Genomic DNA, 25,016 nt, shown 5'->3' with positions numbered 1-25,016 from the left:
TAAAGTATATAATAGTAAGTGTGGATAAGAGGCGGGCACTTTATGTACCCGGTGTGCAATTTGGCTGTATTAAACCGCAAAAGTTGCCCATTGTTTCAGGGCCCGGTACAATAAATTGCAACACTTGAGAGTTTAGAATATCTATAAGATATAAGGAGTTTAGTTCAATGAATGCTCAAACCACCCGTCTGGAACAAGCGCAGCAGCTGCTGCAAAAATATTACGGGTATCCCGATTTCCGTGAAGGACAGCGAAAAATCGTCGCCAGCATGCTGGATGGAGCCGATACGCTTGGCATTATGCCCACAGGCGGAGGCAAGTCGATTTGTTACCAGATCCCGGCGCTGCTGCAGCCCGGGTTGACGCTGGTCGTCTCCCCGTTGATCTCGTTGATGAAAGACCAGGTGGATGCGCTCATCGCAATGGGGATTCCGGCCGCTTATATTAACAGCACGTTGTCCGGCAAAGAGGTGAACGACCGCATCCGCGCCGCTAAGCGAGGCGATTTGAAGCTGCTCTACGTCGCGCCGGAACGGCTGGAACTGGATTGGTTCCGTGAAGAGATGAGCGGGCTTGAAATTTCCTGTGTGGCCGTCGACGAGGCCCACTGCGTCTCGCAGTGGGGACATGATTTCCGGACGAGCTATCTCGCCGTCTCACCCTTTGTGAACGGACTGCCGCGCCGCCCGATTCTGGCGGCCTTTACGGCGACCGCGACGCCGGAAGTCAAAGAGGATATGATCCGCCTGCTCCGGCTGAACGATCCGTCCGTTTTTGTAACCGGCCTGGGCCGGGATAATCTGGCCATGTCGGTGCTGCGGGGCGAAAACAAGCGTGAATTCATTATGAATTACGCGGAAACGCACGGGCATCAACCCGGCATCATCTATGCCGCGACCCGAAAAGAGGTCGACGATCTGTACGGACGTTTACGGGAAAACGGCATACCGGCAGGGCGCTATCATGCCGGCATGTCCGACCGTGAACGGGAGGAGAGCCAGGAAGCGTTCCTCTATGACGATATCCGGGTGATGGTTGCGACCAACGCTTTCGGAATGGGGATCGATAAATCGAATGTGCGTTACGTGATCCATTTCAACATGCCCAAAAATATGGAGGCATATGTTCAGGAAGCGGGCCGGGCCGGGCGGGACGGCGAACCGAGCGAGTGCATTCTGCTGTTCAGCCCGCAGGACATCATGACGCAAAAATTCCTGATCGAGCAGAACCCTCAGGATGAAGACCGCAAGCGCAATGAGTACCGGAAGCTTCAGCAGATGATAGAGTACTGCTATTCCACGAGTTGCCTGCGCTGGGGAATGCTCGATTATTTTGGCGAAGCCCATAACCGGGAAGCCTGCGGCATTTGCAGCTCCTGCCGGGACGAGCGTGAACTTGTCGACATGACCGTGGATGCACAGATCGTATTCTCGTGCATTCACCGGATGAGGGAGCGCTTCGGCGTTTCCCTGGTGTCTTCGGTGCTTAAGGGCTCCCAGAACAAAAAGGTGCTCCAATACGGCTTTGACGGCCTGCCGACTTACGGCATGATGCGCCGCAGAACCGAGAAGGAAATCTCCGAGCTGATCAACGTGTTTATCGCGGAAGGATATCTTGCCCTGTCCGAAGGGCAATATCCGGTTGTCCGCCTGCAGCCGTTGGCGGGAGATGTTCTGCGAGGCCAGCATCAGGTCATGATGCGTGCGCCGGAGCCGGCCGCAGCCAATGCGGCATCCCGCACAAGAGGTTCCCGCCGGCGGGGCGCCGCTTACGACGATGGTCCTTCAGCGGTTAATGAAACGGTATTCGAGCAATTGCGGCTGATCCGGCGTGATTTGGCCGAGAAGGACCGGGTTCCCTCGTACATTATTTTCAACGATGCGACCTTGCGCGAAATGAGCATGATCTGCCCGACAAGCGAGGCCGAAATGCTGCGGATTAAAGGTGTCGGGGAAGTCAAATACCGCAAATACGGCTTGCCGTTCCTCGAGTTTTTTCAAAATATGGAATAGGGTTGTGAACGATGAAAGTTATTTTAGCTACATTAAACGCGAAATATATCCACACTTCACTGGCGATTCGACTGCTCAAAGCCTATAGCGGCGGTGAGTTCGATATCGATTTGGCAGAGTATACGATCAAGGATCCGGTGTTGAACATCGTATCCGATTTATATATGAAGCGGCCGGACGTGATCGGCTTTTCCTGTTATATCTGGAACATCGAAGAGACGATCAAGGTTATCGATATGCTGAAAAAGGTGCTGCCCGATACGGCGATCGTGTTGGGCGGGCCCGAGGTTTCCTATGACACGGCATATTGGATGGAGCGGGTGAAAAGTATTGATTATATCGTGATGGGCGACGGTGAAGAGACGTTCCATCACCTGTTGCAGGAGCTGTCAGGAGAACGCAAATTCCATTATGTATTCGGTGCGGCTTACCGGAAAGACGGAGAAGTTAGGGTTAATCCGGCCCGTCCGAAATCCGATCTAGACACATTGCCGTCGCCGCACCGGTTTCCGGAAGATATTCCGGATCTGGGCAAACGGATCGTCTACTTTGAGACAAGCCGGGGCTGTCCGTTCAATTGCCAGTTCTGCCTGTCCAGCATTGAGGTGGGCGTGCGTTATTACGATATTGAACGGGTAAAATCGGATATTCTGTATCTGATCGAACACGGTGCCAAAACGATCAAATTTCTGGATCGGACCTTCAACATCAACCGCAGCTACGCTATGGAAATGTTCGAGTTCCTGATCAACAATCACGGCGGCTGCGTATTCCAGTTTGAAATCACGGCCGATATCATGCGGCCCGAGGTATTGGATTACTTGGCGGAGAACGCTCCGCCGGGCATCTTCCGGTTCGAAATTGGGGTCCAGTCGACAAACGATAACACCAATGAACTCGTTAAGCGACGTCAAAACTTTACCAAGCTGACGAGGACCGTCATGAAAATCAAGAACAGCGGAAAAATTGATCAGCATCTCGACCTGATCGCCGGGCTGCCCGAGGAGGATTACGCTTCCTTCCGTAAAACATTCAACGACGTATTTGCCATGCGTCCTGAAGAATTGCAGCTCGGGTTCCTGAAAATGCTGCGCGGTACGGGGCTTAGGAATGACGCCGCCAAGTACAATTACACTTATATGGATCATGCCCCTTATGAAATTCTGGGCAACGATATTATGCCTTTCTCCGATATCGTCCGGCTGAAGCGTTTGGAGGATGTGCTGGAGAAATATTGGAACGACCACCGGATGGACAATACGATGGAGTATTTGATTACCCGGGAGTTCGAATCGCCGTTCGATTTCTTTCAGGAATTGGGAGATTTCTGGGAAGGACAGGGATGGCAGCGAATCGGCCATCAGCTGGAGGATTTGTTTACCCGGCTCTATGAGTTTCTGGAATGGCGCGGTATGAAGCAGCCGGAGATCGTGCTCGGTCTGATGAAGCTGGACTATTTCCTGGGTCACAAGTACAAGCCGCGCAAAATCTGGTGGGAAGACAGGATCGACAAACCGCGGCGGACCGCTTATTTCAAGGCTTTAACCGAGCGTCCGGCCGAAGTGTCTCCGGCGTTTGCCGCGCTTGATCTCGGCGAGCGGGAATTGCAAAAATGCGCTGTTCTGGACGAGCTTCCTTTTTCGCTTACGGATGTATTGGAAGGCAAAACGGACTTCGAAGAACGACAGGAAGGCACGCTGTTAGTTGTGTTGTACCAGCAGGATGATGCCGGTCATCAGAAGCCGGTCTACTATACGATGCCGGTTACTTCGGCTCTAGCGTAAGGAGAATAGTTTCTCTATTTTGCCGTCGTCTGATCCTGTTACATCATTCAGGTTAAAGCGGGGAATGGCTTAATATCAGGCGCAACCGGCGCAGGCATAAGCCTATGTATTGGAATGGCCCAGTCAATCGACTGGGTTTGGAATAGAATAGGGTGTACTCTAAACCAAAGGAGGAATCCCTGTGAGTGGTGTAGTTGGTGGAAACGTTGGATGCGGCGGTGGAGGTTACCCAGGCGGTATTTTTACTTCAACAGGTGCCATTCTGGTACTGTTCATTTTGCTCGTGATCATCTCCAGAGCATTCGTATTGTAAGATAAATTTCTGATTTCCCGCTTAGCCTTCGGGCTTGGCGGGACTTTCTATTTATGGAAACATAAAATTTCTCCTTGATGTGGGTAATTTTTCCTTAGATGTCCCCGGAATAATGACAGGGTACTGAATTCCATAGTAATATATTAGATGTAACGAAAATGTCATACGTTGTAAATAAATCAATATACAACAATGTCGGGAGAGGATTGAAGATGTCGGATCAGGAACAACAGCGGAACCAGTCGTCGAACGATCAAATCGATGTCGCGGAATTGCTGAACGCTTTAATGGCTATGAAAAAAGGGAATTTCTCTTTCCGCTTGCCCTACGACCGGACGGGCATCTCAGGCAAAGTGGCAGACACGTTTAATGAAATTATGGACATGCAGGAAAGCCTGGTGGGAGAAATCCGCACTGTGGCCGAAGTGGTGGGCAAGGAAGGCAAGCTTACCCGCAGATTTAATCATAAAAATACCGGCGGATCTTGGGAGCTTGTCGTTGAATCGCTCAATGGACTTGTCAGCGATTTGGTGCAGCCAACCGCCGAAGTTGCCCGTGTAATCAATGCGGTTGCACAGGGGGACTTGACGCAGAAGGTAGAGGTTGAATTCGAAGGAAGGCCTCTGACCGGGGAATACTTAAGAACCGCGAATAACATTAATATGATGGTCAACCAGCTTAGTACCTTTGCATCCGAAGTGACCAGGGTTGCCCGGGAAGTGGGTACCGAAGGCAAACTCGGCGGTCAAGCCGATGTAAAGGGCGTATCCGGGACTTGGAAGGACCTGACGGACAGCGTAAACAATATGGCTGCGAACTTGACCAACCAGGTGCGGAATATCGCCGCTGTGACGACGGCTGTCGCGACCGGCGATTTAACGAAACAAATTACCGTTAATGCGAAGGGCGAAATTCTGGAGTTGAAAGACACCATCAACACGATGGTCGACCAGTTATCGATGTTTGCCTCGGAAGTGACCCGGGTGGCCCGCGAGGTCGGCACCGAAGGCAAGCTGGGCGGTCAGGCTGATGTGAAAGGTGTATCGGGCACCTGGAAGGATTTGACGGACAGCGTTAATGATATGGCTTCCAATTTGACCGATCAGGTGCGGAATATCGCCGTCGTCACGACCGCGGTCGCGAACGGGGATCTATCGAAGAAGATCACTGCAAACGTGCAGGGCGAAATTCTCGAGCTTAAAAATACAATTAATACGATGGTGGATCAATTGTCGACCTTTGCGTCCGAGGTAACGCGGATGGCGAGAGAGGTCGGTACGGAAGGCATTCTCGGCGGACAGGCCGAGGTTACCGGTGTGGCCGGTACATGGCGCGATTTGACGGAGAGCGTAAACTACATGGCGTCCAACCTGACGAACCAGGTCCGAAATATTGCGGAGGTTACGACCGCGGTAGCCAAAGGGGATTTGTCCAAGCATATTACGGTAAATGCGAAGGGCGAAATTCTGGAGCTGAAGAATACGATCAACATCATGGTGGATCAATTGTCCATCTTTGCGTCCGAGGTTACGCGGGTGGCCCGTGAGGTAGGTACGCTGGGGATGCTCGGCGGACAAGCCCAGGTTCGCGGCGTGGCCGGTACATGGCGCGATTTGACGGAGAGCGTAAACTACATGGCGTCCAACTTGACGAACCAGGTCCGAAATATTGCCGTTGTTACAACCGCCGTTGCGAACGGGGATCTCTCCAAGAAAATTACTGCGGATGTGCAGGGCGAAATTCTGGAGCTCAAAAATACGATCAACACGATGGTCGATCAGCTGTCTACCTTTGCATCCGAGGTTACGCGGGTGGCGCTGGAAGTCGGTACCGAAGGTAAACTCGGCGGACAAGCCGAGGTGAAAGGCGTCGGAGGTACCTGGAAGGATTTGACCGAGGGCGTGAATAACATGGCCCGAAATCTGACCGATCAGGTCCGCGGTATTGCCGAAGTAACGACTGCGGTAGCCAAAGGGGATTTGTCCAAAAAAATCACCGTAGATGCCAAAGGCGAAATCCTGGAACTGAAAAATACGATGAATACGATGGTGGACCAGCTAAGCCTGTTCGCGTCCGAGGTGACGCGCGTTGCGCGCGAGGTCGGCACGGAAGGAAAGCTGGGCGCTCAGGCGGATGTGAAGGACGTATCCGGTACTTGGAAAGACCTTACCGATACGGTAAATACGATGACCAGCAATCTGACGATTCAGATGCGCAATATCGCCGGCGTTACAACGGCGGTAGCCAACGGGGATCTATCGAAGCAGATCACCGTCGATGTAAAGGGCGAACTGCTTGAACTCAAGAATACGATCAATACGATGGTGGACCAGCTTAACTCGTTCGCGTCCGAGGTTACGCGCGTTGCGCGCGAGGTCGGCACCGACGGCAAGCTGGGCGGACAGGCACAAGTTCGCGGCGTCGGCGGCATTTGGAAGGATCTGACCGACAACGTTAATATTATGGCGGCTAACCTGACAGACCAGGTACGGGGCATCGCGAAGGTAGTCACGGCTGTCGCAAACGGGAACCTGAAGCAGAAGCTCACGGTGGAAGCTAAGGGTGAGATTGCGGAACTGACCGATACGATTAACAATATGATCGACACGCTCGCTACTTTTGCGGATCAAGTAACAACGGTGGCTCGTGAAGTCGGCGCGGAAGGCAAGCTGGGCGGACAAGCCAATGTGCCGGGAGCGGCCGGTACGTGGCGCGATTTGACGTACAACGTAAACTACATGGCCAGTACGCTTACCTCTCAGGTTCGTGCGATCACGACTGTCGCTACCGCCGTAACCAAAGGGGATTTGTCGCGAAGCATTGATGTGGCGGCAGCGGGTGAAGTCGCCGAACTGAAGGATAACGTAAACGAGATGATCCGCAACCTGAAGGAAACGACCCGGATTAATACGGAGCAGGATTGGCTGAAGACGAATCTGGCCAAATTCTCAAGATTGCTGCAGGGTCAACGGGATTTGTATGCCGTATGCCGCATGATTCTATCCGAACTTGCTCCTCTGGTTTCGATGCAGCACGGAGTTATGTATATCAACGAGCCGGTGAACGGCGAAGCTACATTAGTGTTATTCGCCAGCTATGCTTATCAGCAGCGGAAGCATTTATCGAATCAGTTCCGGACCGGGGAAGGCCTCGTAGGCCAGTGTCTGATCGAGAAGCAGCGAATCCTGCTGACCAATGTTCCCGAAGATTATGTCATGATTTCCTCCGGCCTCGGCGAATCGGCACCGCTTAATATCGTGCTGCTGCCGATTATTTTTGAAGATCAGGTGCTCGCTGTACTGGAGCTTGCTTCGTTCCGTCGCTTCACCGATATCGATCTCGATTTCCTTGATCAGTTGACGGAATCGATCGGGATCGTAATCAATACGATGCAGGCCAACCGCCGGACGGAAGAGCTGCTGATGCAGTCCCAGTCCTTGACGGAAGAACTGCAAAACCAGCAGTTGGAGCTGCAGGAAACGAATGAAGAGCTGGAGGAAAAGGCGAAACTGCTCGTTCTTCAAAAAGCGGAAGTGGAGAGCAAAAACAACGAAGTCGAAATTGCCAGAAGGATCCTTGAGGAAAAAGCGGAACAGCTCGCTCTTACCTCGCGTTACAAATCCGAATTTTTGGCCAATATGTCCCATGAACTCCGGACTCCGCTGAACTCGCTGCTGCTACTTGCCGAGCAACTCTCCGAGAATCCCGACCAGAATCTGACGGACCATCAGGTGAAATTCGCGGAGACGATTCAGGATGCAGGGATAGAGCTGCTTGAACTGATCAATGACATTCTCGATTTGTCCAAAATCGAGTCTGGTACAGTAACCGCCGATTATAACGAATTCAAGATGAAGGATATCACCGAAGGGCTTGAACGAACCTTTGGCCTTATGGCCGATGACAAGAAGCTGGACTTCTTGATCAAGCTGGATCCAAGCCTTCCGGATAAAATGGTAACGGATCCGAAAAGGTTGCAGCAGGTTCTGAAAAACCTGTTGTCCAATGCCTTCAAGTTTACGGAAGAAGGACAGGTCGTCCTTCATATCCATAAGGCCGTTGATGGCTGGAGTGCCGGCAACGAGCGACTCAACCGGGCCAAAGAAGTGGTTTGCTTCTCGGTTAGCGATACGGGTATCGGAATTCCCATTGAAAAGCAGGGGATCATATTTGAAGCTTTCCAACAGGCCGACGGAAGCACGAGCCGGGAATACGGAGGCACGGGCCTGGGACTTGCTATCTCGCGCGAGATTGCGACTTTGTTAGGCGGAGAAATTACCTTGTACAGCGTGGTGAATAAAGGCAGCGTCTTTAATCTGTACCTGCCCTTGTATACCGATGTTCCCGGTCATGAGCCGGAGGAAGAATCGGGCCAGGAGACGCCGGTTCAGCCGCCGAAATACGTACCGGAAGTCATCGATGTAACTCCTCGCGAATCCAAACGGGGAAGCACGCCGAGGGAAGAGAAGGTCATCCAGGACGACCGGGATTCCATTGAGCCGGGGGACAGTGTATTTTTGATCGTGGAAGACGATGTTAAATTCAACGTGATTTTGCTTGATATTTTGCATAAAAAAGGAATCAAGGTGATCATTACAACCCGGGGCAACGGGGCATTGGAGCTTGCTCAGAAATACCGTCCGGATGCCATTACCCTTGATCTACGTCTAAAGGATATGGACGGCTGGCTGGTTATCGACCAATTGAAGAATGATCTGAGTGTCCGGCATATTCCGATTTGCGTTATCACGGTGGAAGAAGACGAAATTCCGCTGCGTCAGAAAGGCGTGTATGAGTATTTAGGGAAGCCTGTAACCAATGAAGAGCTGGAGTCGAAGCTGGATCAACTGAAACAGTTCTCGGCACGGGAGAAGCATCGTCTGCTTATCGTCATGAGCGACAACGACCGCCGCGATGAATCGGTGCAGCTTCTTGCCAACAACGATTTGGAGATCATTACTGCAGATACAGGCCGCAAAGCTTTGAATCAACTCAAAAATCACAGCTTTGACGTCATTCTGATCGACAATGATTTGAGCAATACGGACGTGCTTGGCCTGGTTCATGAAATTCATAAGAATATGCAAAATAAATCCGTTCCGATTATTCTGAACCGCAATCGGAAGTGGACTCAGGAGCAAGAGAGTCAGCTTGAGGATCTTATGAAATCGTCCGTGATCAAAGAAGTCAAAACGCCGATTCAAATGATGGACGAATCCAGCTTATTCTTGCACCGCAAGGCTGAGAACCTGCCGGCTGAGTCGCGGGAGAAGCTGGTGAAGCTGCATGAATCCGACGAGATGATCACGTCCAAGCAGGTGCTCGTCGTAGATGATGATATTCGGAATATTTTTGCACTGACAACGATTCTGGAACGTCATAACATGAAGGTAATCCCTGCGGAGAACGGGCAGGAGGCGATCCAGATTTTGGAGCAAACGCCATCCATTGAAATCGTACTGATGGATATTATGATGCCGATTATGGACGGGTACGAAACGACCCGGGCGATCCGTCAGAAGCCGGAGTTTCAAAATCTGCCGATTATCGCATTAACGGCTAAAGCGATGAGCGGGGACCGTGAGGCTTGTCTGGAGGCGGGAGCTTCCGATTATATTACGAAGCCTGTGAACAGCGCACAGCTGCTTTCCTTGATCCGGAGCTGGCTTGACCATCCGATCGAAGGGGAACCTGAAGCGGATAATAAGTAGAAGTTAAAAGGGACCGCCCAAGCCAGATGGCTTTGGAGCGGTCCCTTTGTCGTTAAAATATTTTTGAAGAAGGCAGTTTAACCCGTATGCCGGATCAGCCAATCCGCGGTATCGCGGCTCACCTCATCCCGGTTGCTTTCGTTGAGCATTTCATGCCTTCCTCCCGGGTACAGCCGGACATCAACATTCTGAAGCCCCAACTGTTCATAGAGAGCAACAAGTCTGCGGACGCCTTTTCCTTGAAGGCCTACGGGGTCCTGTTCGCCCCCGAAAATATAAACCGGCTTATCCTTTGGAATCTTGGCCATCCGGTCAGGACGGTGGATTTCACGCAGCAGGCCGAATAGCCCGTCGAAAAATCCGGCGCTGCAAACAAAACCGCAGAGCGGATTTTCTATGTATTTATCCACTTCCCGTTCATCCCTGGACAGCCAGTCGAATGGCGTGCGCATCGGCATGAAATTTTTGTTGAAGCTGCCGAAGGACAAAGCGTTCATGAGCAGGCTGGGATGATCAGGACCCTGAAGCTTAGACTGCAAAATCGCCAGGTTTTGGCCGAAGGAAAGGAGACCTCTCGGACCGTTGGTTCCGGTCAGAATAAACCCCTTGTATCTATCCGGTCCGGTATACATCGTTTTCTGCGTCAAAAAAGATCCCATGCTGTGTCCCATCAGAAAAAGAGGAAGGCCGGCATGCCTTTCTTGAATAATTTCGCCCAGGGCAATCATATCGCGGACCATGCCGTTCAGGCCGTCTTTGCCGGGCCAGCCAAGCTCTTCCGGCCCGGCGGCGGTTCGACCATGACCCCTGTGGTCATTGGCGTAAACCACGAAGCCGTCGCTCGTCAGAACCTCCGCAAACCGTTTATATCGCTCGGCCGTCTCGCTCATGCCGTGGGCGATTTGCAGCACTCCCCGCAGAGGGAGCGACGGGTCGGAGGGAGACCATTCATAGACAAACACCTCTTGCCCGGCATCATTTTCAAATTTGAAAGTTTGTTCCCGCATGCTCCAGCACTTCCTTCTTGGATATTTGGAAATCTCTTTCGCGTTAAGCCAAATGCGCCGGCTCGAAAAACTCGATCACTTCTCCGTCCGGTCCGTTAAAAAAGAAGAACCGGTTCCCGTTCGGTAAGGAACGGATTTCGGGATCAAGGCCCGATAGACCGAGCTTCGCGATCCGCTCATATTCATATTGTATGCCGCTGGCCGTAAATGCTATATGGTGTACTTTACCCTCACGCGGCAGATCTTCACCATCGCGGATATAAACCAGTTCAAGTTCTACGGATTCCTGACCCGGGAAGGTCAAGAAGGCCAGGCGGAGCGGCTCGTCAACCTCCCCTACGGTGTATAAGTGCTTAAGTCCGATCACCCGGACATAAAATTCAATGGAATCTTCAAGCGCTGTTACGCGGATGCCCACATGCTCCATCTTTTTAACTGGCATCGTTATCCCCTTCTTTACTTTGTTTTTTTTCGACTGCAATGAGATATGGCGACGCCGGCTTCTGCGGCTGCCGGTATAACATGGCTTGTCCTGCCGATTGCGGAAGTGCTGCCGCCCAGGCTTCCACAGCCGCCGCTTCCTCGTCGCCTCCGGGGTGGCCCGGATACAGAACAACGGTGAGCAGGCCGCGCGGCTTCAGAAGCCTTACAGCTGCGTTAAGCGCCTTTAAGGTGCTTTCCGTATGCGTAATTACTGCAGGGTCTGCCCCCTGTGCGGGTAAATACCCTAGGTTGAACATGACTGCGCCTAGCTTGCCCCGGACTTCCGGTGGCAGTGCCGTTTCCATGTCCGCATGGCTGCTCTCCAGCAGCGTCACGGGTGAGAGCGGGGCGCTTGCTTCCTTATCCAGTCTGGCTTGCGTCAATGCAAGAGCCTCGGCCTGGATGTCAAAAGAGAATACGCTCCCGCGCGGACCGCAAGCTTTGGCAAGGAAGAGGGTATCGGCACCCGTGCCTGCCGTAGCGTCTACTGCACTATCGCCAGGCTGCAATCGCTCGCCCGCCAGTTTGTGGGCAAAGCTTAGTACAGAGAGAAAGCCCATTTGTTATCCCCTCCAATATTTACCTTGCCAGGTGTCTCGTTGTTTAAGCTCATCATCGATCGCGTTCAGCACTTCCCATTTCTTGAGACTCCACATGGGACCGATTAACAGGTCGCGGGGAGCATCGCCGGTTAGGCGGTGGACGATCATTTCGGGCGGCAGAAATTCCAGCGTGTCTACGATGAGCTTCACATATTCGTCCTTTTCCAGGAAGCGCAGGAGGCCGGCATCATACTGCTTGACCATCGGCGTTTTGCGCATCAGGTGAAGTAGATGAATCTTGATGCCTTGCACATCCATTTTAGCGACGGCCCGGCCGGTTTCCAGCATCATTTCGTGGCTTTCCTGGGGCAGTCCGTAAATAATATGGGTGCAGACGCGGATGTTCCGCTTGCGCAGCTTCTCTACGGCTTCCAGATAACATTGGGTGTCGTGAGCGCGATTTATTAATGTGGAGGTGGATTCATGGATGGTTTGAAGTCCCATTTCCACCCACAGATATGTGCGTTCATTAAGCTCGGCCAAATAGTCGACGACATCGTCGGGGAGACAGTCAGGCCGCGTTGCGATCGAGAGACCGACTACGCCTGGTTGCTCCAGAATGGCTTCATAATATTCACGCAGCTCTTCCACAGGCGCGTACGTATTCGTATAAGCCTGAAAATAACCGATATATTTGGCGTTGGGCCATTTCAGATGCTGTCTGTCCCGGATCGTGTTAAACTGCGTGACGAGATCGTCCCTGCGGCTTCCGGCAAAATCGCCGGAGCCTCGCGCACTGCAAAATGTGCATCCTCCTTTAGCGATCGAACCGTCCCGGTTCGGGCAGGTGAAGCCTGCGTCGAGCATCACTTTAAATACTTTTTCCCCGAACTGTTGCCGCATCTCTGTGTTCCAGGTATGAAATCGTTTGTCACCCCAAATAGCGGGTGTTTCTGATAGTGTTGTAGTCATCTTTACTCCCTTATCCTCGCTCTGCATGAGATTGTTATTAATTGTCACAAAATAAGTTTTTGTGTCGTATAAAGTGGTCCAAACCCTATGGTTAAGCGGGTTCACATGATTCATTGTATCAAAAATCAAGTAAAAAGGGGAATTTGCCTAGGGGTGTTTTCTTGCGATGAATTACAGATTATGTTATTTTAAGTGTAACTGACATACGTTTGGACCCCAATTCCAAAATATATCGAAAAAGGAATCTCGCGTACCGTCTCCCCGGCGGTGCGAAGTGATTCCTTTTTCATTTGTACATGAAAGAGTACTTTATCTCTTTACTTTTAGTTCGAACTTCGGCAAAATGTTTCAGTAATGGAGTAATGAGTTTGCATATACATGAAAGCGGAGGAATGACATGCGTTTACGCGGTAGAAAAGGAATCCGGGAGAATTTGGAGCAACAGCAAGACCTGGTCGTGCTGGATCCCCGGGAATATAAAGGAAAATGGTCGCAGATCTTCGGAAACGACCGTCCACTTCATATCGAGCTTGGCATGGGTAAGGGGCAATTCATTAGCGGAATGAGCTTTAAACATCCGGATTGCAATTTTGTGGGGATGGATATGTATGATGAATTAATCCGCCGGGCAAGCGAAAAGGTACGAAATATCTGGTCCGGACACGACGGAGAGAATCCGGCAAACGTCCGGCTTGCCTTAGGCAACATCGAATCCATCGAGGAGTTCTTTGCTCCGGGCGAAGTCGAACGGATTTATTTGAATTTTAGCGATCCTTGGCCGAAAAAGAAGCATGGGCGCAGAAGACTGACACACCCGCGCTTTTTGGATAAGTATCGGACGCTGCTGAATGAAGAAGGAGAGATTCATTTCAAAACTGATTCGCGGGAGCTGTTTGAATTCTCCCTGAATTCTTTTGCCGCGACCGGATTGCAGATGGATCAAATTTCGCTAAATTTGCACGGTGAAGGTATTAACGAGAACCATGTCATGACGGAATACGAGAGCAAATTCGTGGGACAAGGGATGCCCATTTATCGTTGCGAAGTCAAGGTTGGCGAGTCGGCCCTGCGCCGTTACCACGAACATAAAATGGATCAATTTTAACAATGGACAAACAGGCCTCCGGATTATTCCGGAGGCCTGTTTGTCTTTATAAACGGGGAAGGTTGCAATTTTAAGACGTCACCTTATTGCGTTCTATAAGATCCATAATGGCTTGCGCACTTTGCAGCGGATAATAACTGGCGATATGTTCGAGCACTTCTTCACGGTTTCGCACGACTTCGTCATAATTGTTAGTCAGCCGTTTAATCCACTTGGTAATGTCATCCAGCGAGCTGATCGGGGTACCCCATCCTTGCGAGGTGAAATACTGCGAATTTTCTTCCTCTTGCCCCGGAAGCGGCTTGTGGAACAGCATCGGAATTCCCTTGGCCAACCCTTCGGTGCAGGTCATGCCCCCGGGTTTGGTAATGAGGAGATCGGAAGCCTCCATCAGCTTGTCGATTTCCCTGGTAAATCCGAGCAGGTGGATATGCTCATGGATATAACGCGGATCCTTCTTCATCTTCTCCAGCGACTTGGTGTTGCTGCCGAAGCAAAAGATGATTTGGATTTGGTCCCGGTATGAGGCTAGGTGCGAATTGACCGCCTCATCTTTCATAAAGCCCCAGCCGCCCCCCATAACAAGCACCGTCGGCATGTTCTTCAGGTTAAATTGGGCCCGGATATCATCTTTCCCGTGGCGTTCCCAGAAATTCGGATGCACCGGAATGCCGGTAATCCGGATCTTCTCTTCTTCGACTCCCCGCTCAAGCAGCTTCTGCTTAACTTGTTCGGTGGATACGAGATAGCTGTTTACTTCCCGGCTGACCCACGTCCCATGCGCATCATAATCGGTAATCACGGTGCAGAGCGGAACGTCCAGGAGCTCGAGCCTCTTGATCCGCGATATAATGGCGCTCGGAATCGGGTGAGTACAGACGATAACGTCGGGATGGAGCTGCCGGATTACTTGAATCGTACGGGTATAAAATATCCGATGGAGAGCTAGCGTCGTCAATCGGTTTAATGATTTCTTATAATTGCTTCGATACATCATTCGAACAAGCCGTGGCTGGGTGGATACCGTCTTCTTATAGGCGGTAATAATGATCGGCGCCACTCTAGGATTTAAGAAACTGCCCAGTTCTAGGACTTTAGTCTGCACATGTGGTGCCACTTTGCGTAAACTGCTGGAGAGCGCATACGCCGCCTGTGTATGTCCGGCTCCAAACCCCTCAGATAAAAGCAAGACTCTTTGTTTTTGCACTTTAGTTTCACCTTTTCCTGCAAGGTTTTTCTACCATTTACAATATCCCCTTTACGCCCATAATGCAACCGTTCCAAGGGCGACGGAAGATCCGATTACGGCCCCTGCAAGCACGTCGGAAGGATAGTGTAAACCCAAATAAATGCGGGATACCGCGACGATCAGAGCCAGCGGGCCGAGAATGAACGCAAGGGCCGGCTGCACTGCCATAAAGGTCATAGTAACCGAAAAAATGGCAGTCGTGTGTCCGGAAGGAAAAGAGTGGTCCGTGAGCGGATTCCGAAACGTATTGGTTCCGGGAAGGGTCAAATACGGACGGACCCTCGGATATGTTTTTTTAGCCAAAGCGACCGGAATATGGCTGATCGCCAGGGCGACACAGGCTTGAAGGCCAACTTTGTTCCATGGCGCCGGGGCGACGATCCAAATAAAAAGGGTAGATAAAATAGTAAACCAGGCGCCCCCCAAATGAGTGAGATGGTACAGCCAGAAATTAAGAAAGCTTCGGTGCAAGCGTCCGTTGATTCCTACAAAAAGTCGTTGATCCAGTTGTATTAATTTTTGAAGCAATCGGTTCATAAAGATCCCTCCGCGCTTGGTCTGCCGCAAGATACGGCCTAAATTTGCCGTTAAGAGGTTGTTCAAAAAGTCATCTTTCCACGACGAAGCAGATCGTGAAGCGGATTCGACGTCGAATCTTGAATTCAGCCGGGCCTTCCGTTGCTCACGTACCCTTGTACGCTCCGCTACTCAGTCCCTAACTTCATCCAACCTTCTTGGTCCTGAAAACCTGACTTTTTGAACTCGCACGTTAAAGTAAAAAGTGCAATGCAGTAATGGCATTTTCAGGTAAGTCTCATCATATTTTGATTCCGTGGCCTTTTTCAAGATCAGGGGACTTTGTGAGTTAATATACCCTTTTTTTGAATTCTTGTGAATCTCGCTTCTGGATATTGATTCAAATGATAGCAAAAAAGTTTAAAGGAAAATGAGTTATTGAGTAAACTTTTTTTGTTTTTTTTCGTTTGTGTATTAACGACTGATTTTATATAGAGTTAACAATTTGAAAAAAAGGGGGACTAAAGAAATAAAAAGCGTCAAAATTGATGAAAATAAGAACTAACCGCAATGATTGCTGGTTGCGGCGGTGCTTTGCGCAAATATAGGGTTACTTCCGTCGGATTTTGCTCTACGCAGGGTTTACAGCGGTTTGACAAATGATACAAAGTCATGGAAAATCGAAAAAGCGTTGAAAATGAAAAGAGATTTTCAGAATTCACACAGCATGTCACAAAGGGTCATAAAAACAAAACTCCGTAAGATCTAAAAAAACTAAAAAAATCAAAGGGAGTTAAAAGGGGGTACTAGAGATCATGATGGACGCCATTTTAATATCGCTGCAGGTCGTGCTTGCGGTGATCGGGGTGTACCAGTTCGGTTTATCGCTGTTTGGCATGTACAAGAAAAAGAAAAAAGAAAGCCATGCTCCATCCAAGTCCTTTGCAGTATTGGTAGCAGCACATAACGAGGAAAAAGTCGTCGGTGCCCTGATGGAAAATCTGAAGCATCTGAATTATCCGAAAGAGCTTTACGACGTATTCGTCATTTGCGACAACTGTACCGACAGTACGGCGGATATTGTCCGGAGTCACGGAATGAACGCTTGCGTCCGTACCAATACGAATTTGCGCGGCAAAGGCTACGCGATCGAATGGATGCTCAAGCAATTGTGGAAAATGCCACGGCAATATGATGCCGTCGTAATGTTTGACGCCGACAACTTGGCGCATCCCGATTTTCTGAGCGAAATGAACAATGACCTCTGCTCCGGCGCCCGGGTCATTCAGGGATACATTGACACCAAGAACCCGGAAGACTCCTGGATTACAGCTTCTTACGGGATCTCCTATTGGTATTGTAACCGTCTGTGGCAGTTGTCCCGCCACAATTTGAATATGGCTAACTTCCTCGGCGGTACGGGGATGTGTTTTGAAACCGAGCTGCTGAAAGAAATCGGCTGGGGAGCAACGAGCCTCGTGGAAGACTTGGAGTTCACGATGCGCTGCGTGGAACGCGGGGTTTACCCGGTATTCAATTACGATGCCAAGCTGTTTGACGAAAAGCCGCTCACCTTCAAAGCGTCCGCGCGTCAGCGTTTACGCTGGATGCAGGGACACTTTACGGTAGCCCGCAGATATTTCTTCCCGCTTTTGTGGAAGAGCATCAAGGAACGTAACCTGGTTAAGCTCGATATGGCTATTTACGGAGCTAACGTATATATCGTGTTGCTGACTTTTCTGTTGACCGCTTTTATTTGGGCGGACCAGTCCTTGTTCGGCGGACCGAACTTTGAAACGCTGTACGCCAAGTTCCCGCTGTGGATCTCGTTTGTGGCGATTGCAGCTAACGTATTCATTTTCTTGGCAGCCATGATTCTCGAAAAGGTCAAGTTCAAGAAGGTGTACGCTTATCTGGTGCTGTTCCCGATTTACCTGATTTCCTGGTGGCCGATTACTTTCTACGCGTTCTTTACCCAGAACAACAAACAATGGAGTCATACGCAGCATACACGGGTAGTACGTCTAGAAGAAGTCCAAAAAGGATAAGGTTACTCAAAAACCGGACTTTGAAGATTATAGAATTATTAGTTTTCAGCGGAGCTGAACAATTCTATATTCGCAAGAAAAACTTCCGCTAAACGCGGTCTGGCTTCCGAGAATTTCATCGATAAAGTTTTTCTTATCACGAAGCATAGCTGTTGAGAAGCGGATTCGGCATCGAATCTTGAATCAAAGTCTTGACACGGCCTGACGGCATGTGTTAAAGTGTTTGAGTGTTGCAATGAATAGTATTTGGATTGCAAGCAGAGGCCATGGCTTCTCACCTGTCCGACGATTACGTTGGCTGGTTTTGATCCGATGATTTGTGAATGGTATGTTCATGAAGAATTGATCAATTTGGGATGCGGGCGGTAACCTGCATCCCTTTTTATTTTGCAATATCCGTCTTAAGACAAGAAAATCCTTGGAGGTGGAGAGTTATCAGTAAAGAACATTTGATCAATGATGAGATACGGGCCAAAGAAGTGCGTTTGGTAGGTGCGGAAGGCGAACAAATTGGTATCACGCCGATTCGCGAAGCGCTGCAAATGGCAATCGACTTGAATCTGGATCTGGTTAACGTGGCACCGACGGCCAAACCTCCGGTATGCCGGATTATGGACTACGGCAAGTTCCGTTATGAGCAACAGAAGAAAGAGAAGGAAGCCCGTAAGAATCAAAAGATAGTGGACATCAAGGAAGTATGGTTCCGCTCCAACATTGAGGAACACGACTTTCAGACGAAGCTTCGCAATGTGATCAAATTTTTGAAAGACGGCGACAAGGTGAAATGCTCGGTTCGTTTCCGCGGCCGTGAAATTGCCCATGCCGACATCGGTAAGAAAATTCTCGATCGCGTCAAAGAAGAGGTCGTTGAACTTTCGACGGTGGAACGTCTTCCAAAATTGGAAGGCCGCAGCATGATCATGATTTTGGCACCTAAAAACTAAACGCGGCTTCGTGATTTCGCCAAAGGCGAACTTCGCAAGCAAGCAACTCACAAATTTTGAGGGGGAAGTACAATGCCTAAAATGAAAACACACAGCAGTCTTAAAGACCGCTTCAAAATTACCGGTACCGGTAAAGTAAGACGTTACAAAGCGAATCGCAATCACTTGCTGTCCCATAGATCCAAACGCGCTAAACGTGTATTGGCGAACAGCCCTGTGGCATACTCCGGCGACGTTAGCCGTTTGAAACAACAACTTGCAAACCTGAAGTAATTATTAACACAACTTATTGGGAGGTTTATTGATATGGCAAGAGTAAAAGGCGGATTCGTGGTTCGTCGTCGTCATAAAAAAGTATTGAAATTGGCAAAGGGTTATTTTGGTTCGAAACACCGCATCTTCAAAACAGCTAACGAGCAGGTTATGAAATCCCTGCTGTACGCATACCGTGACCGTCGCACGAAAAAACGCGACTTCCGCAGACTGTGGATCGTTCGTATCAATGCGGCTGCTCGCATGAACGGTTTGTCTTACAGCAAATTGATGCACGGTTTGAAGTTGGCTGAAGTAAACATCAACCGTAAAATGTTGGCCGACTTGGCCGTAAACGACATTAACGCGTTCAACTCTTTGGCTACTGTAGCTAAAGAAAAAATCAACGCTTAATAAATACGGTACAAACAGCCGTCGTCCTGGTTGGAATTTAACCGGGAACGACGGCTGTTTTCATTTTATAGAGTCAACCGTCTTTTTACTGGGTTATTCTGTGTGTGTGTGGAGAACCCTGATATTGGGAAAGATGAAGGGTAAAGAAAAGGAAAGCAAATCTTCGACACTCCCAAATTGACACATAGCGAACGTTGTATGTGAATTGTGTCGAAGGTAAGCGTTTCATTTCACAAAAAGGCGAAACTTATTTAACCTATGGTCATTAAAGGTATGGATTTTAGGCGGTTTTAAATGTATAATCGTCCTGTACAGAGGTCAAAAATGGTCACAATATTTTAAGGGGGATTAATCGTCAATGAAGTCAATGAACAAAACCTTCAAATTTTCTTTAGTCATGGTACTTGCTGTGATGATGATTTTGGCGGGATGCGGCAACAACAAGAACAATGCAGCAAACAACGGTGGCTCGTCCAACAAAGGAACAGAAGCCAGCAATGGTGGTAACAACGGCGGAAGTAAAGCATCCGACATCAAGGTCGGTCTTGTTACGGACATTGGCGGCGTAAACGACAAATCCTTTAACGAATCCGCATGGGAAGCTCTTGAAGCCCTGAACAAGGAACAAGGCATCCAACACAAGTATTTGCAAAGCAGCAGCAGCTCGGACTACATCCCTAACCTGAACCAGTTTGTGCAAGGCGGTTATGACCTGACTTGGGCAATCGGTTTTGATTTGGGCGATGCGTTGAAGCAAGTGGCTGACGCTAACAAGGACGTTAAACTGGCGATCATCGACAGCGTTGTCGACGCGCCTAACGTTGAATCCGTTACTTTTGCCGAGAACGAAGGTTCGTTCCTGGTTGGGGTAGTTGCAGGCCTGACTACAAAAACGAATAAAATCGGATTTATCGGCGGTGCTGAAAGCCCGGTTATCAAACGTTTTGAAGTTGGTTTCAAAGCCGGCGTAGAAGCAGTTAATCCGGATGCTGAAGTGAAAATCACTTACGCAGGCGCTTATGATAAGCCGGACATCGGTAAATCGCTTGCCAGCCAGTTGTATGACAACGGCGCGGATATTATTTTCCCTGCTGCAGGACAAACTGGTAACGGCGTATTTAACGAAGCCACTGCACGTAACAATGCAGGCGGTGCTACAAAATTGTGGGTTATTGGCGTGGATAAGGACCAATCGCTTGAGTTTGGTGATGAAGTAACTTTGACATCGATGATCAAACGGGTTGATGTAGCGGTGAAGAACGTAACTCAACAAGTTATTGACGGAACTTTCAAAGGCGGCGAAATTACGAACCTGACTCTGAAAGACGACGGCGTAGGCATTGCCGACACTTCCTCGAAGAATGTCAGCAAAGAAGTTCTTGATAAAGTGGAAGAGTACAAACAAAAAATTATCAATGGTGAAATCACAGTTCCGGCAGAATAATAAATCTATTCTTTACGGCGGTTTCGGCCGGATAGTAAAATAAAGCATAAGCAGGCAAGGCCAGTGTTGTATGAACTGGCCTTGTTGTTTGCGTAAATCCCAGAATGGTGAGGGTGATTTCATGAGCACCGCGGCTCCCGTAGTCGAGTTGAAGCAAATCACGAAGCGTTTTCCCGGTATAGTAGCCAACGATTCAATCAGCCTGACCTTGCGCAAAGGGGAAATTCATGCGCTTCTAGGGGAAAATGGGGCAGGCAAGTCTACTTTGATGAATATTTTGTTCGGGCTTTATCAGCCGGACGAGGGTTCCATTGAGATCGACGGGAAGCCGGTAACGATCGATAATCCGAACAAGGCGATAAAATTAGGAATAGGCATGGTTCATCAGCATTTCAAGCTGGTTCAGCCTTTCACGGTCACTGAGAATATTATTCTTGGTATGGAACCGACGAAAGGGCTTAATATCGACTATAAATCGGCGTCCGCCGAAGTGGCGAAATTGTCGGAGCAGTATGGTCTTCACGTTAATCCAAACTCCAAAATCCAAGATATTTCGGTCGGAATGCAGCAACGCGTGGAAATTATGAAGACCTTGTTCCGCGGCGCGGATATTCTTATATTTGACGAGCCGACGGCCGTGTTGACCCCGCAGGAAATCGTGGAATTAATGGCGATTATGCGGCGGTTGGTTGCGGAAGGAAAGTCAATCATCCTGATTACTCACAAATTAAAAGAAATTATGGAAATTTCCGACCGTGTAACGATTATTCGGCGCGGCAAAGTGATCGATACCGTGGATACCGACAATACCAATCCGAACGAACTGGCTGAGAAAATGGTCGGCCGCGGCGTTACGTTCAAAATTGAGAAAGACGCTCCGGTTATCGGACAACCTGTCTTGCAGTTAAATCAGGTGAAGATGAACGATAAACAAGGGGTCTCCGTTTTGAATGGATTGGACCTGGAAGTCAAAGCGGGAGAAATCGTCGGGATCGCAGGCGTGGACGGCAATGGACAATCCGAGCTGATCGAGGCCATTACAGGGCTTCGTAAAATTGACTCGGGCTCGATTAAACTGTCAGGCAAAGAGATCGCGAACTTGCCGGCGCGCAAAATTATCGAGGGCGGCCTGTCTCATATCCCGGAAGACCGTCACAAGCATGGGCTTGTGCTGGATTTTTCCATCAGTGAGAATATGGTTTTGGAGACGTATTATAAATCTCCTTTCAGCAAAAACGGGTTTCTAGATCGCCGGGTTGTTGATAAAAATGCCGAGAAACTGGTACAGGATTTCGACGTTCGTACACCGAGCATAGAGACCAAAGCCCGCTCCCTGTCGGGCGGCAACCAGCAAAAGGCAATTATTGCGCGGGAAATAGATAAAAATCCGGATCTGTTGATCGCCGCCCAACCGACACGCGGACTGGACGTAGGAGCTATCGAATTCGTCCATAAACAACTGATCGGTCAACGGGATCAAGGGAAAGCCGTATTGCTTATTTCGTTTGAGCTGGATGAAATTATGAATGTATCCGACCGGATTGCCGTCATTTATGAAGGCAGAATTGTCGGCGAGGTGCTTCCTCAGAATACGAATGACCAAGAGCTGGGTCTGATGATGGCGGGCTTCATGGAAAAGGGAGGACAATCGGATGAGTAGATTGCGCAGAATCTTTACCCTGGACAGCCTGATCGTACCGCTCGTGGCTATTCTCCTCGGCTTGATCGTCGGGGCGGTCGTCATGTTATTGGGCGGATACAATCCGTTCGAAGCATATAGTGCCCTAATCAAACGGGTTGTGGGTAATCCGTATGACTTTGGGGAGACGATCCGACAGATCACGCCTTTGATCTTTACCGGGCTTGCCGTGGCTTTTGCCTTCCGTTCCGGGATGTTTAACATCGGTGCCGACGGACAGGTTCTCATCGGGATGACAAGCGCTACGGCCGTATCACTGTCCATGTCGGGCGTGTCGTCGTCGATTGTCGTGCCCGTGTCCGTAATTGCCGGGGGAGTTGCCGGAGGCTTGTGGGCAGCGATCGCCGGATACTTGAAAGCAAAACGAGGCATCAACGAAGTTATAACGACGATCATGTTAAACTGGACAGCCCTTTATTTATCCAACTATGTAATCCGTCATTTCTTTCTTCTCAAAGGGCAGAACCGTTCGGAGGACATCGGAGCTTCGGCTGCTCTGACATTCCTATCCGGCATATTCAACAATGCCCGGGTGCATTGGGGGATCGTGATCGCCCTGTTGGCTGCTTTGTTCTTCTACGTATATCTCTGGAAAACAAAACAAGGCTATGAAATGCGTGCGGTTGGCTTTAACCAGAATGCGGCTGAGTATGCCGGAATGAACGTGGGGCGCAACGTCGTGAAAGCCATGTTCATCAGCGGGGTGTTCGCCGGCTTGGCGGGAGCCTTCGAAGTGCTTGGCGTATTTCATTATCAGTCGGTTTTTGCGGCTTCTCCCGGATACGGCTTCGATGGAATCGCGGTGGCGCTTCTCGGTATGAACCATCCGTTCGGGGTCGTCCTGGCTGCTATCCTGTACGGCGTATTGACTTACGGATCGGCAGGAATGAGCTTTGCAGCGGGCGTTCCGCCAGAGCTGATCAAGATCATTATCGGTTCCATTATTTTCTTCATTGCCGCGCAAGGCATCGTCCGCTTTGTGCTGAAGCCATTCTACCTCAAGCGCAAGAAAGAGAAGGTGTTGTAATATGGACGTTCTTACGCTGCTAGGTCAACTGCTCAATTCAACCCTTGTATTTTCGACCGCGCTGATTTTTACGGCTCTGGGCGGGATTTTCTCGGAGCGTTCCGGCGTGGTGAACATCGGCCTGGAAGGTTTGATGATCTTCGGTGCGTTCGCGGCCGGGGTAGGGACTTACTACGCCCAGGAAGCAGGTCTAGGAGGCATGGCCCCATGGATCGGTGTTTTCGCCGCTATTCTGGTCGGTATTCTGGGCTCGCTTATTCATGCCGTCGCTTCGATTACGTTTAAGGCAGACCAGACGATCAGCGGTATCGTAATCAACTTTTTGGCGGCGGGCTTAACCGTCTATATCGTCAAAATGCTGTTTAACGGTTCTGCGGAAACGCCGTTGATTAAGGTTTTCCACAAAATCGAGATTCCGTTCTTACGTGATATTCCGGTCATCGGTGAAGGATTTTTCAATTCGTATCCAACGACGTATCTGGCGCTGATTCTTGTTGGTGTCGCTTATTATGTGCTGTTTAAAACGCCATTTGGTCTTCGCTTGCGCTCTGTCGGCGAATATCCGGGCGCTGCAGATACGCTGGGTGTCAACGTATCGAGAATGCGTTATATCGGCGTAATGATCAGCGGCGCGCTTGCCGGCATCGGCGGTGCAACGATTACGCTGACTACGACAAGTACCTTTGCCCACAATACGATTTCCGGGCAAGGCTTTATCGCGATCGCTGCTATGATCTTCGGGAAATGGAATCCGGTGGGAGCTTTTGGGGCGGCTATGTTCTTCGGCTTCTCCCAAGCGATCCGGAACTACGTTCAATTGTTCGAGTGGTCGAGAAGCATTCCACAGGAATTCATTTTTATGATTCCTTATGTATTGACGATCATTGTGCTGGTCAGCGCGGTCGGCCGTTCTTCGGCTCCATCCGCATTGGGAGCACCTTATGATCCATCAAAAAGATAATATTTCAAAAAGCCCTGCAGGCAAACACCCTGCAGGGCTTTTTTTCATATTTGCCGTGGTTTCAAGAGGGGGGGCCGGCCTATTTTGGATAGTTGAAGGGCGATGGCGCAAGCCGAGACAGCCGAAAATGAATATGGTGACTTGAACGCGAAATAGCCGAATCGTAAGATCCCCACTGGATCGTAAACAAACCCGGCTATTTGATTACATTTTGAGGAGGGTTACCATGGGAAGAACGGTGACGAAGAAGGAAGCCGAAAAATGGCTGGGTAAAAGTATTGTCGCCTACAAAAAAGATGGCAGCATGGTTACCGGTAAATTGGTTAAAATAAGCGGCAACCGTCTGATTGTGGCTCAGAATTCACGCAAAAAGGTAAAAACCAAAGCGATTATTCCGCTCGTGTTGTTTGACCTGCTTGCGATCGGCTCGGCTCCTTACGGCTACGGCGGTTATGGTTATGGCGGCTATGGCGGATACGGAGGCTATGGTCCTTACGGTCCTTACGGATACCCTTACGGGGGATTCTGGTAAT

General features: G+C 49.8%; 20 protein-coding genes. 14 read left to right on the top strand and 6 right to left on the bottom strand.

Annotated elements, in window-relative coordinates:
* The first annotated feature begins 167 nt into the window (after positions 1-167).
* From recQ to NYE70_RS19585, 4 genes are all read left to right on the top strand, one after another.
* The gene (gene recQ, locus NYE70_RS19600; protein WP_211022024.1) at positions 168-2,012 is read left to right on the top strand and encodes a DNA helicase RecQ; all 1,845 of its coding nucleotides are present in this window, start codon (positions 168-170) and stop codon (positions 2,010-2,012) included.
* Between the two features lie 11 nt (positions 2,013-2,023).
* Positions 2,024-3,796, top strand: a complete 1,773-nt coding sequence (locus tag NYE70_RS19595; protein WP_211022026.1) for a B12-binding domain-containing radical SAM protein — start codon at positions 2,024-2,026, stop codon at positions 3,794-3,796.
* Positions 3,797-3,977: 181 nt separating this feature from the next.
* On the top strand, positions 3,978-4,109 hold the full coding sequence (locus tag NYE70_RS19590) for a hypothetical protein (RefSeq protein WP_280520396.1): 132 nt from the start codon (positions 3,978-3,980) through the stop codon (positions 4,107-4,109).
* Positions 4,110-4,321: 212 nt separating this feature from the next.
* Positions 4,322-9,820 carry a HAMP domain-containing protein gene (locus NYE70_RS19585; protein WP_341047659.1) on the top strand — a complete coding sequence of 1,833 codons (5,499 nt, stop codon included), beginning with the start codon at positions 4,322-4,324 and terminating at the stop codon, positions 9,818-9,820.
* Between the two features lie 77 nt (positions 9,821-9,897).
* Here NYE70_RS19585 and NYE70_RS19580 read toward each other — a convergent pair whose 3' ends face one another.
* The 4 genes from NYE70_RS19580 to NYE70_RS19565 are packed head-to-tail and all read right to left on the bottom strand — an operon-like array spanning position 9,898 to position 12,824.
* Positions 9,898-10,827: an alpha/beta fold hydrolase gene (locus NYE70_RS19580; RefSeq protein WP_213656070.1), complete on the bottom strand. Its 930-nt coding sequence runs from the start codon at positions 10,825-10,827 to the stop codon at positions 9,898-9,900.
* 43 nt (positions 10,828-10,870) lie between these two features.
* A complete protein-coding gene (locus tag NYE70_RS19575) occupies positions 10,871-11,269 on the bottom strand; it encodes a VOC family protein (protein WP_211022032.1) in 399 nt (132 codons plus the stop codon).
* Positions 11,259-11,870, bottom strand: coding sequence for a class I SAM-dependent methyltransferase (locus tag NYE70_RS19570; protein WP_211022034.1), 612 nt, complete (start codon positions 11,868-11,870; stop codon positions 11,259-11,261). Before NYE70_RS19570 ends, NYE70_RS19575 begins: the two co-directional genes overlap by 11 nt.
* 3 nt (positions 11,871-11,873) lie before the next feature.
* The gene (locus NYE70_RS19565; RefSeq protein ID WP_211022036.1) at positions 11,874-12,824 is read right to left on the bottom strand and encodes a TIGR01212 family radical SAM protein; all 951 of its coding nucleotides are present in this window, start codon (positions 12,822-12,824) and stop codon (positions 11,874-11,876) included.
* Positions 12,825-13,221: 397 nt separating this feature from the next.
* Between NYE70_RS19565 and trmB the strand changes: the two genes are divergently transcribed.
* A complete protein-coding gene (trmB, locus tag NYE70_RS19560; RefSeq protein ID WP_213656072.1) occupies positions 13,222-13,929 on the top strand; it encodes a tRNA (guanosine(46)-N7)-methyltransferase TrmB in 708 nt (235 codons plus the stop codon).
* 70 nt (positions 13,930-13,999) lie between these two features.
* Here the strand turns inward: trmB and NYE70_RS19555 are convergent, their stop codons facing one another.
* Positions 14,000-15,136 (bottom strand): MGDG synthase family glycosyltransferase, encoded by a 1,137-nt coding sequence (locus tag NYE70_RS19555; RefSeq protein WP_211022040.1) that lies wholly within the window; start codon positions 15,134-15,136, stop codon positions 14,000-14,002.
* A 51-nt stretch (positions 15,137-15,187) separates the two neighbouring features.
* Positions 15,188-15,715, bottom strand: coding sequence for a phosphatase PAP2 family protein (locus tag NYE70_RS19550; RefSeq protein ID WP_213656073.1), 528 nt, complete (start codon positions 15,713-15,715; stop codon positions 15,188-15,190).
* Between the two features lie 794 nt (positions 15,716-16,509).
* Between NYE70_RS19550 and NYE70_RS19545 the strand changes: the two genes are divergently transcribed.
* From NYE70_RS19545 to NYE70_RS19505, 9 genes are all read left to right on the top strand, one after another.
* Positions 16,510-17,742, top strand: coding sequence for a glycosyltransferase family 2 protein (locus NYE70_RS19545; RefSeq protein WP_211022044.1), 1,233 nt, complete (start codon positions 16,510-16,512; stop codon positions 17,740-17,742).
* Between the two features lie 449 nt (positions 17,743-18,191).
* Positions 18,192-18,686, top strand: coding sequence for a translation initiation factor IF-3 (gene infC, locus NYE70_RS19540; protein WP_211022046.1), 495 nt, complete (start codon positions 18,192-18,194; stop codon positions 18,684-18,686).
* 72 nt (positions 18,687-18,758) lie between these two features.
* Positions 18,759-18,959 (top strand): 50S ribosomal protein L35, encoded by a 201-nt coding sequence (gene rpmI, locus NYE70_RS19535; RefSeq protein WP_211022049.1) that lies wholly within the window; start codon positions 18,759-18,761, stop codon positions 18,957-18,959.
* Positions 18,960-18,992: 33 nt separating this feature from the next.
* Positions 18,993-19,352, top strand: coding sequence for a 50S ribosomal protein L20 (gene rplT, locus NYE70_RS19530; protein WP_108464861.1), 360 nt, complete (start codon positions 18,993-18,995; stop codon positions 19,350-19,352).
* A 367-nt stretch (positions 19,353-19,719) separates the two neighbouring features.
* Positions 19,720-20,796, top strand: coding sequence for a BMP family lipoprotein (locus NYE70_RS19525; RefSeq protein ID WP_211022192.1), 1,077 nt, complete (start codon positions 19,720-19,722; stop codon positions 20,794-20,796).
* Between the two features lie 121 nt (positions 20,797-20,917).
* Positions 20,918-22,456: an ABC transporter ATP-binding protein gene (locus NYE70_RS19520; protein ID WP_341047652.1), complete on the top strand. Its 1,539-nt coding sequence runs from the start codon at positions 20,918-20,920 to the stop codon at positions 22,454-22,456.
* The gene (locus NYE70_RS19515) at positions 22,449-23,522 is read left to right on the top strand and encodes an ABC transporter permease (RefSeq protein WP_211022052.1); all 1,074 of its coding nucleotides are present in this window, start codon (positions 22,449-22,451) and stop codon (positions 23,520-23,522) included. The genes NYE70_RS19520 and NYE70_RS19515 overlap by 8 nt, the downstream gene beginning before the upstream one ends.
* Position 23,523: 1 nt before the next feature.
* Positions 23,524-24,483: an ABC transporter permease gene (locus NYE70_RS19510; protein WP_211022054.1), complete on the top strand. Its 960-nt coding sequence runs from the start codon at positions 23,524-23,526 to the stop codon at positions 24,481-24,483.
* 226 nt (positions 24,484-24,709) lie between these two features.
* Positions 24,710-25,015: a hypothetical protein gene (locus tag NYE70_RS19505; protein WP_211022056.1), complete on the top strand. Its 306-nt coding sequence runs from the start codon at positions 24,710-24,712 to the stop codon at positions 25,013-25,015.
* Position 25,016 lies beyond the last annotated feature (1 nt).

This window comes from Paenibacillus sp. FSL R5-0407 (assembly GCF_038009185.1).
GTDB classification, from domain to species: domain Bacteria; phylum Bacillota; class Bacilli; order Paenibacillales; family Paenibacillaceae; genus Fontibacillus; species Fontibacillus vini.
This window is presented reverse-complemented; position numbering and strand designations above follow the sequence as displayed.

Bases quoted from the DNA above. Each gene is read 5' to 3' on its own strand.
- NYE70_RS19550 (WP_213656073.1), bottom strand. From the start codon at position 15,715: ATGAACCGATTGCTTCAAAAATTAATACAACTGGATCAACGACTTTTT.
- trmB (WP_213656072.1), top strand. From the start codon at position 13,222: ATGCGTTTACGCGGTAGAAAAGGAATCCGGGAGAATTTGGAGCAACAG.
- rpmI (WP_211022049.1), top strand. From the start codon at position 18,759: ATGCCTAAAATGAAAACACACAGCAGTCTTAAAGACCGCTTCAAAATT.
- NYE70_RS19580 (WP_213656070.1), bottom strand. From the start codon at position 10,827: ATGCGGGAACAAACTTTCAAATTTGAAAATGATGCCGGGCAAGAGGTG.
- recQ (WP_211022024.1), top strand. From the start codon at position 168: ATGAATGCTCAAACCACCCGTCTGGAACAAGCGCAGCAGCTGCTGCAA.
- NYE70_RS19595 (WP_211022026.1), top strand. From the start codon at position 2,024: ATGAAAGTTATTTTAGCTACATTAAACGCGAAATATATCCACACTTCA.
- NYE70_RS19515 (WP_211022052.1), top strand. From the start codon at position 22,449: ATGAGTAGATTGCGCAGAATCTTTACCCTGGACAGCCTGATCGTACCG.
- NYE70_RS19570 (WP_211022034.1), bottom strand. From the start codon at position 11,870: ATGGGCTTTCTCTCTGTACTAAGCTTTGCCCACAAACTGGCGGGCGAG.
- NYE70_RS19510 (WP_211022054.1), top strand. From the start codon at position 23,524: ATGGACGTTCTTACGCTGCTAGGTCAACTGCTCAATTCAACCCTTGTA.
- NYE70_RS19565 (WP_211022036.1), bottom strand. From the start codon at position 12,824: ATGACTACAACACTATCAGAAACACCCGCTATTTGGGGTGACAAACGA.
- NYE70_RS19520 (WP_341047652.1), top strand. From the start codon at position 20,918: ATGAGCACCGCGGCTCCCGTAGTCGAGTTGAAGCAAATCACGAAGCGT.
- NYE70_RS19545 (WP_211022044.1), top strand. From the start codon at position 16,510: ATGATGGACGCCATTTTAATATCGCTGCAGGTCGTGCTTGCGGTGATC.
- NYE70_RS19585 (WP_341047659.1), top strand. From the start codon at position 4,322: ATGTCGGATCAGGAACAACAGCGGAACCAGTCGTCGAACGATCAAATC.
- NYE70_RS19575 (WP_211022032.1), bottom strand. From the start codon at position 11,269: ATGCCAGTTAAAAAGATGGAGCATGTGGGCATCCGCGTAACAGCGCTT.
- NYE70_RS19525 (WP_211022192.1), top strand. From the start codon at position 19,720: ATGAACAAAACCTTCAAATTTTCTTTAGTCATGGTACTTGCTGTGATG.
- rplT (WP_108464861.1), top strand. From the start codon at position 18,993: ATGGCAAGAGTAAAAGGCGGATTCGTGGTTCGTCGTCGTCATAAAAAA.
- NYE70_RS19505 (WP_211022056.1), top strand. From the start codon at position 24,710: ATGGGAAGAACGGTGACGAAGAAGGAAGCCGAAAAATGGCTGGGTAAA.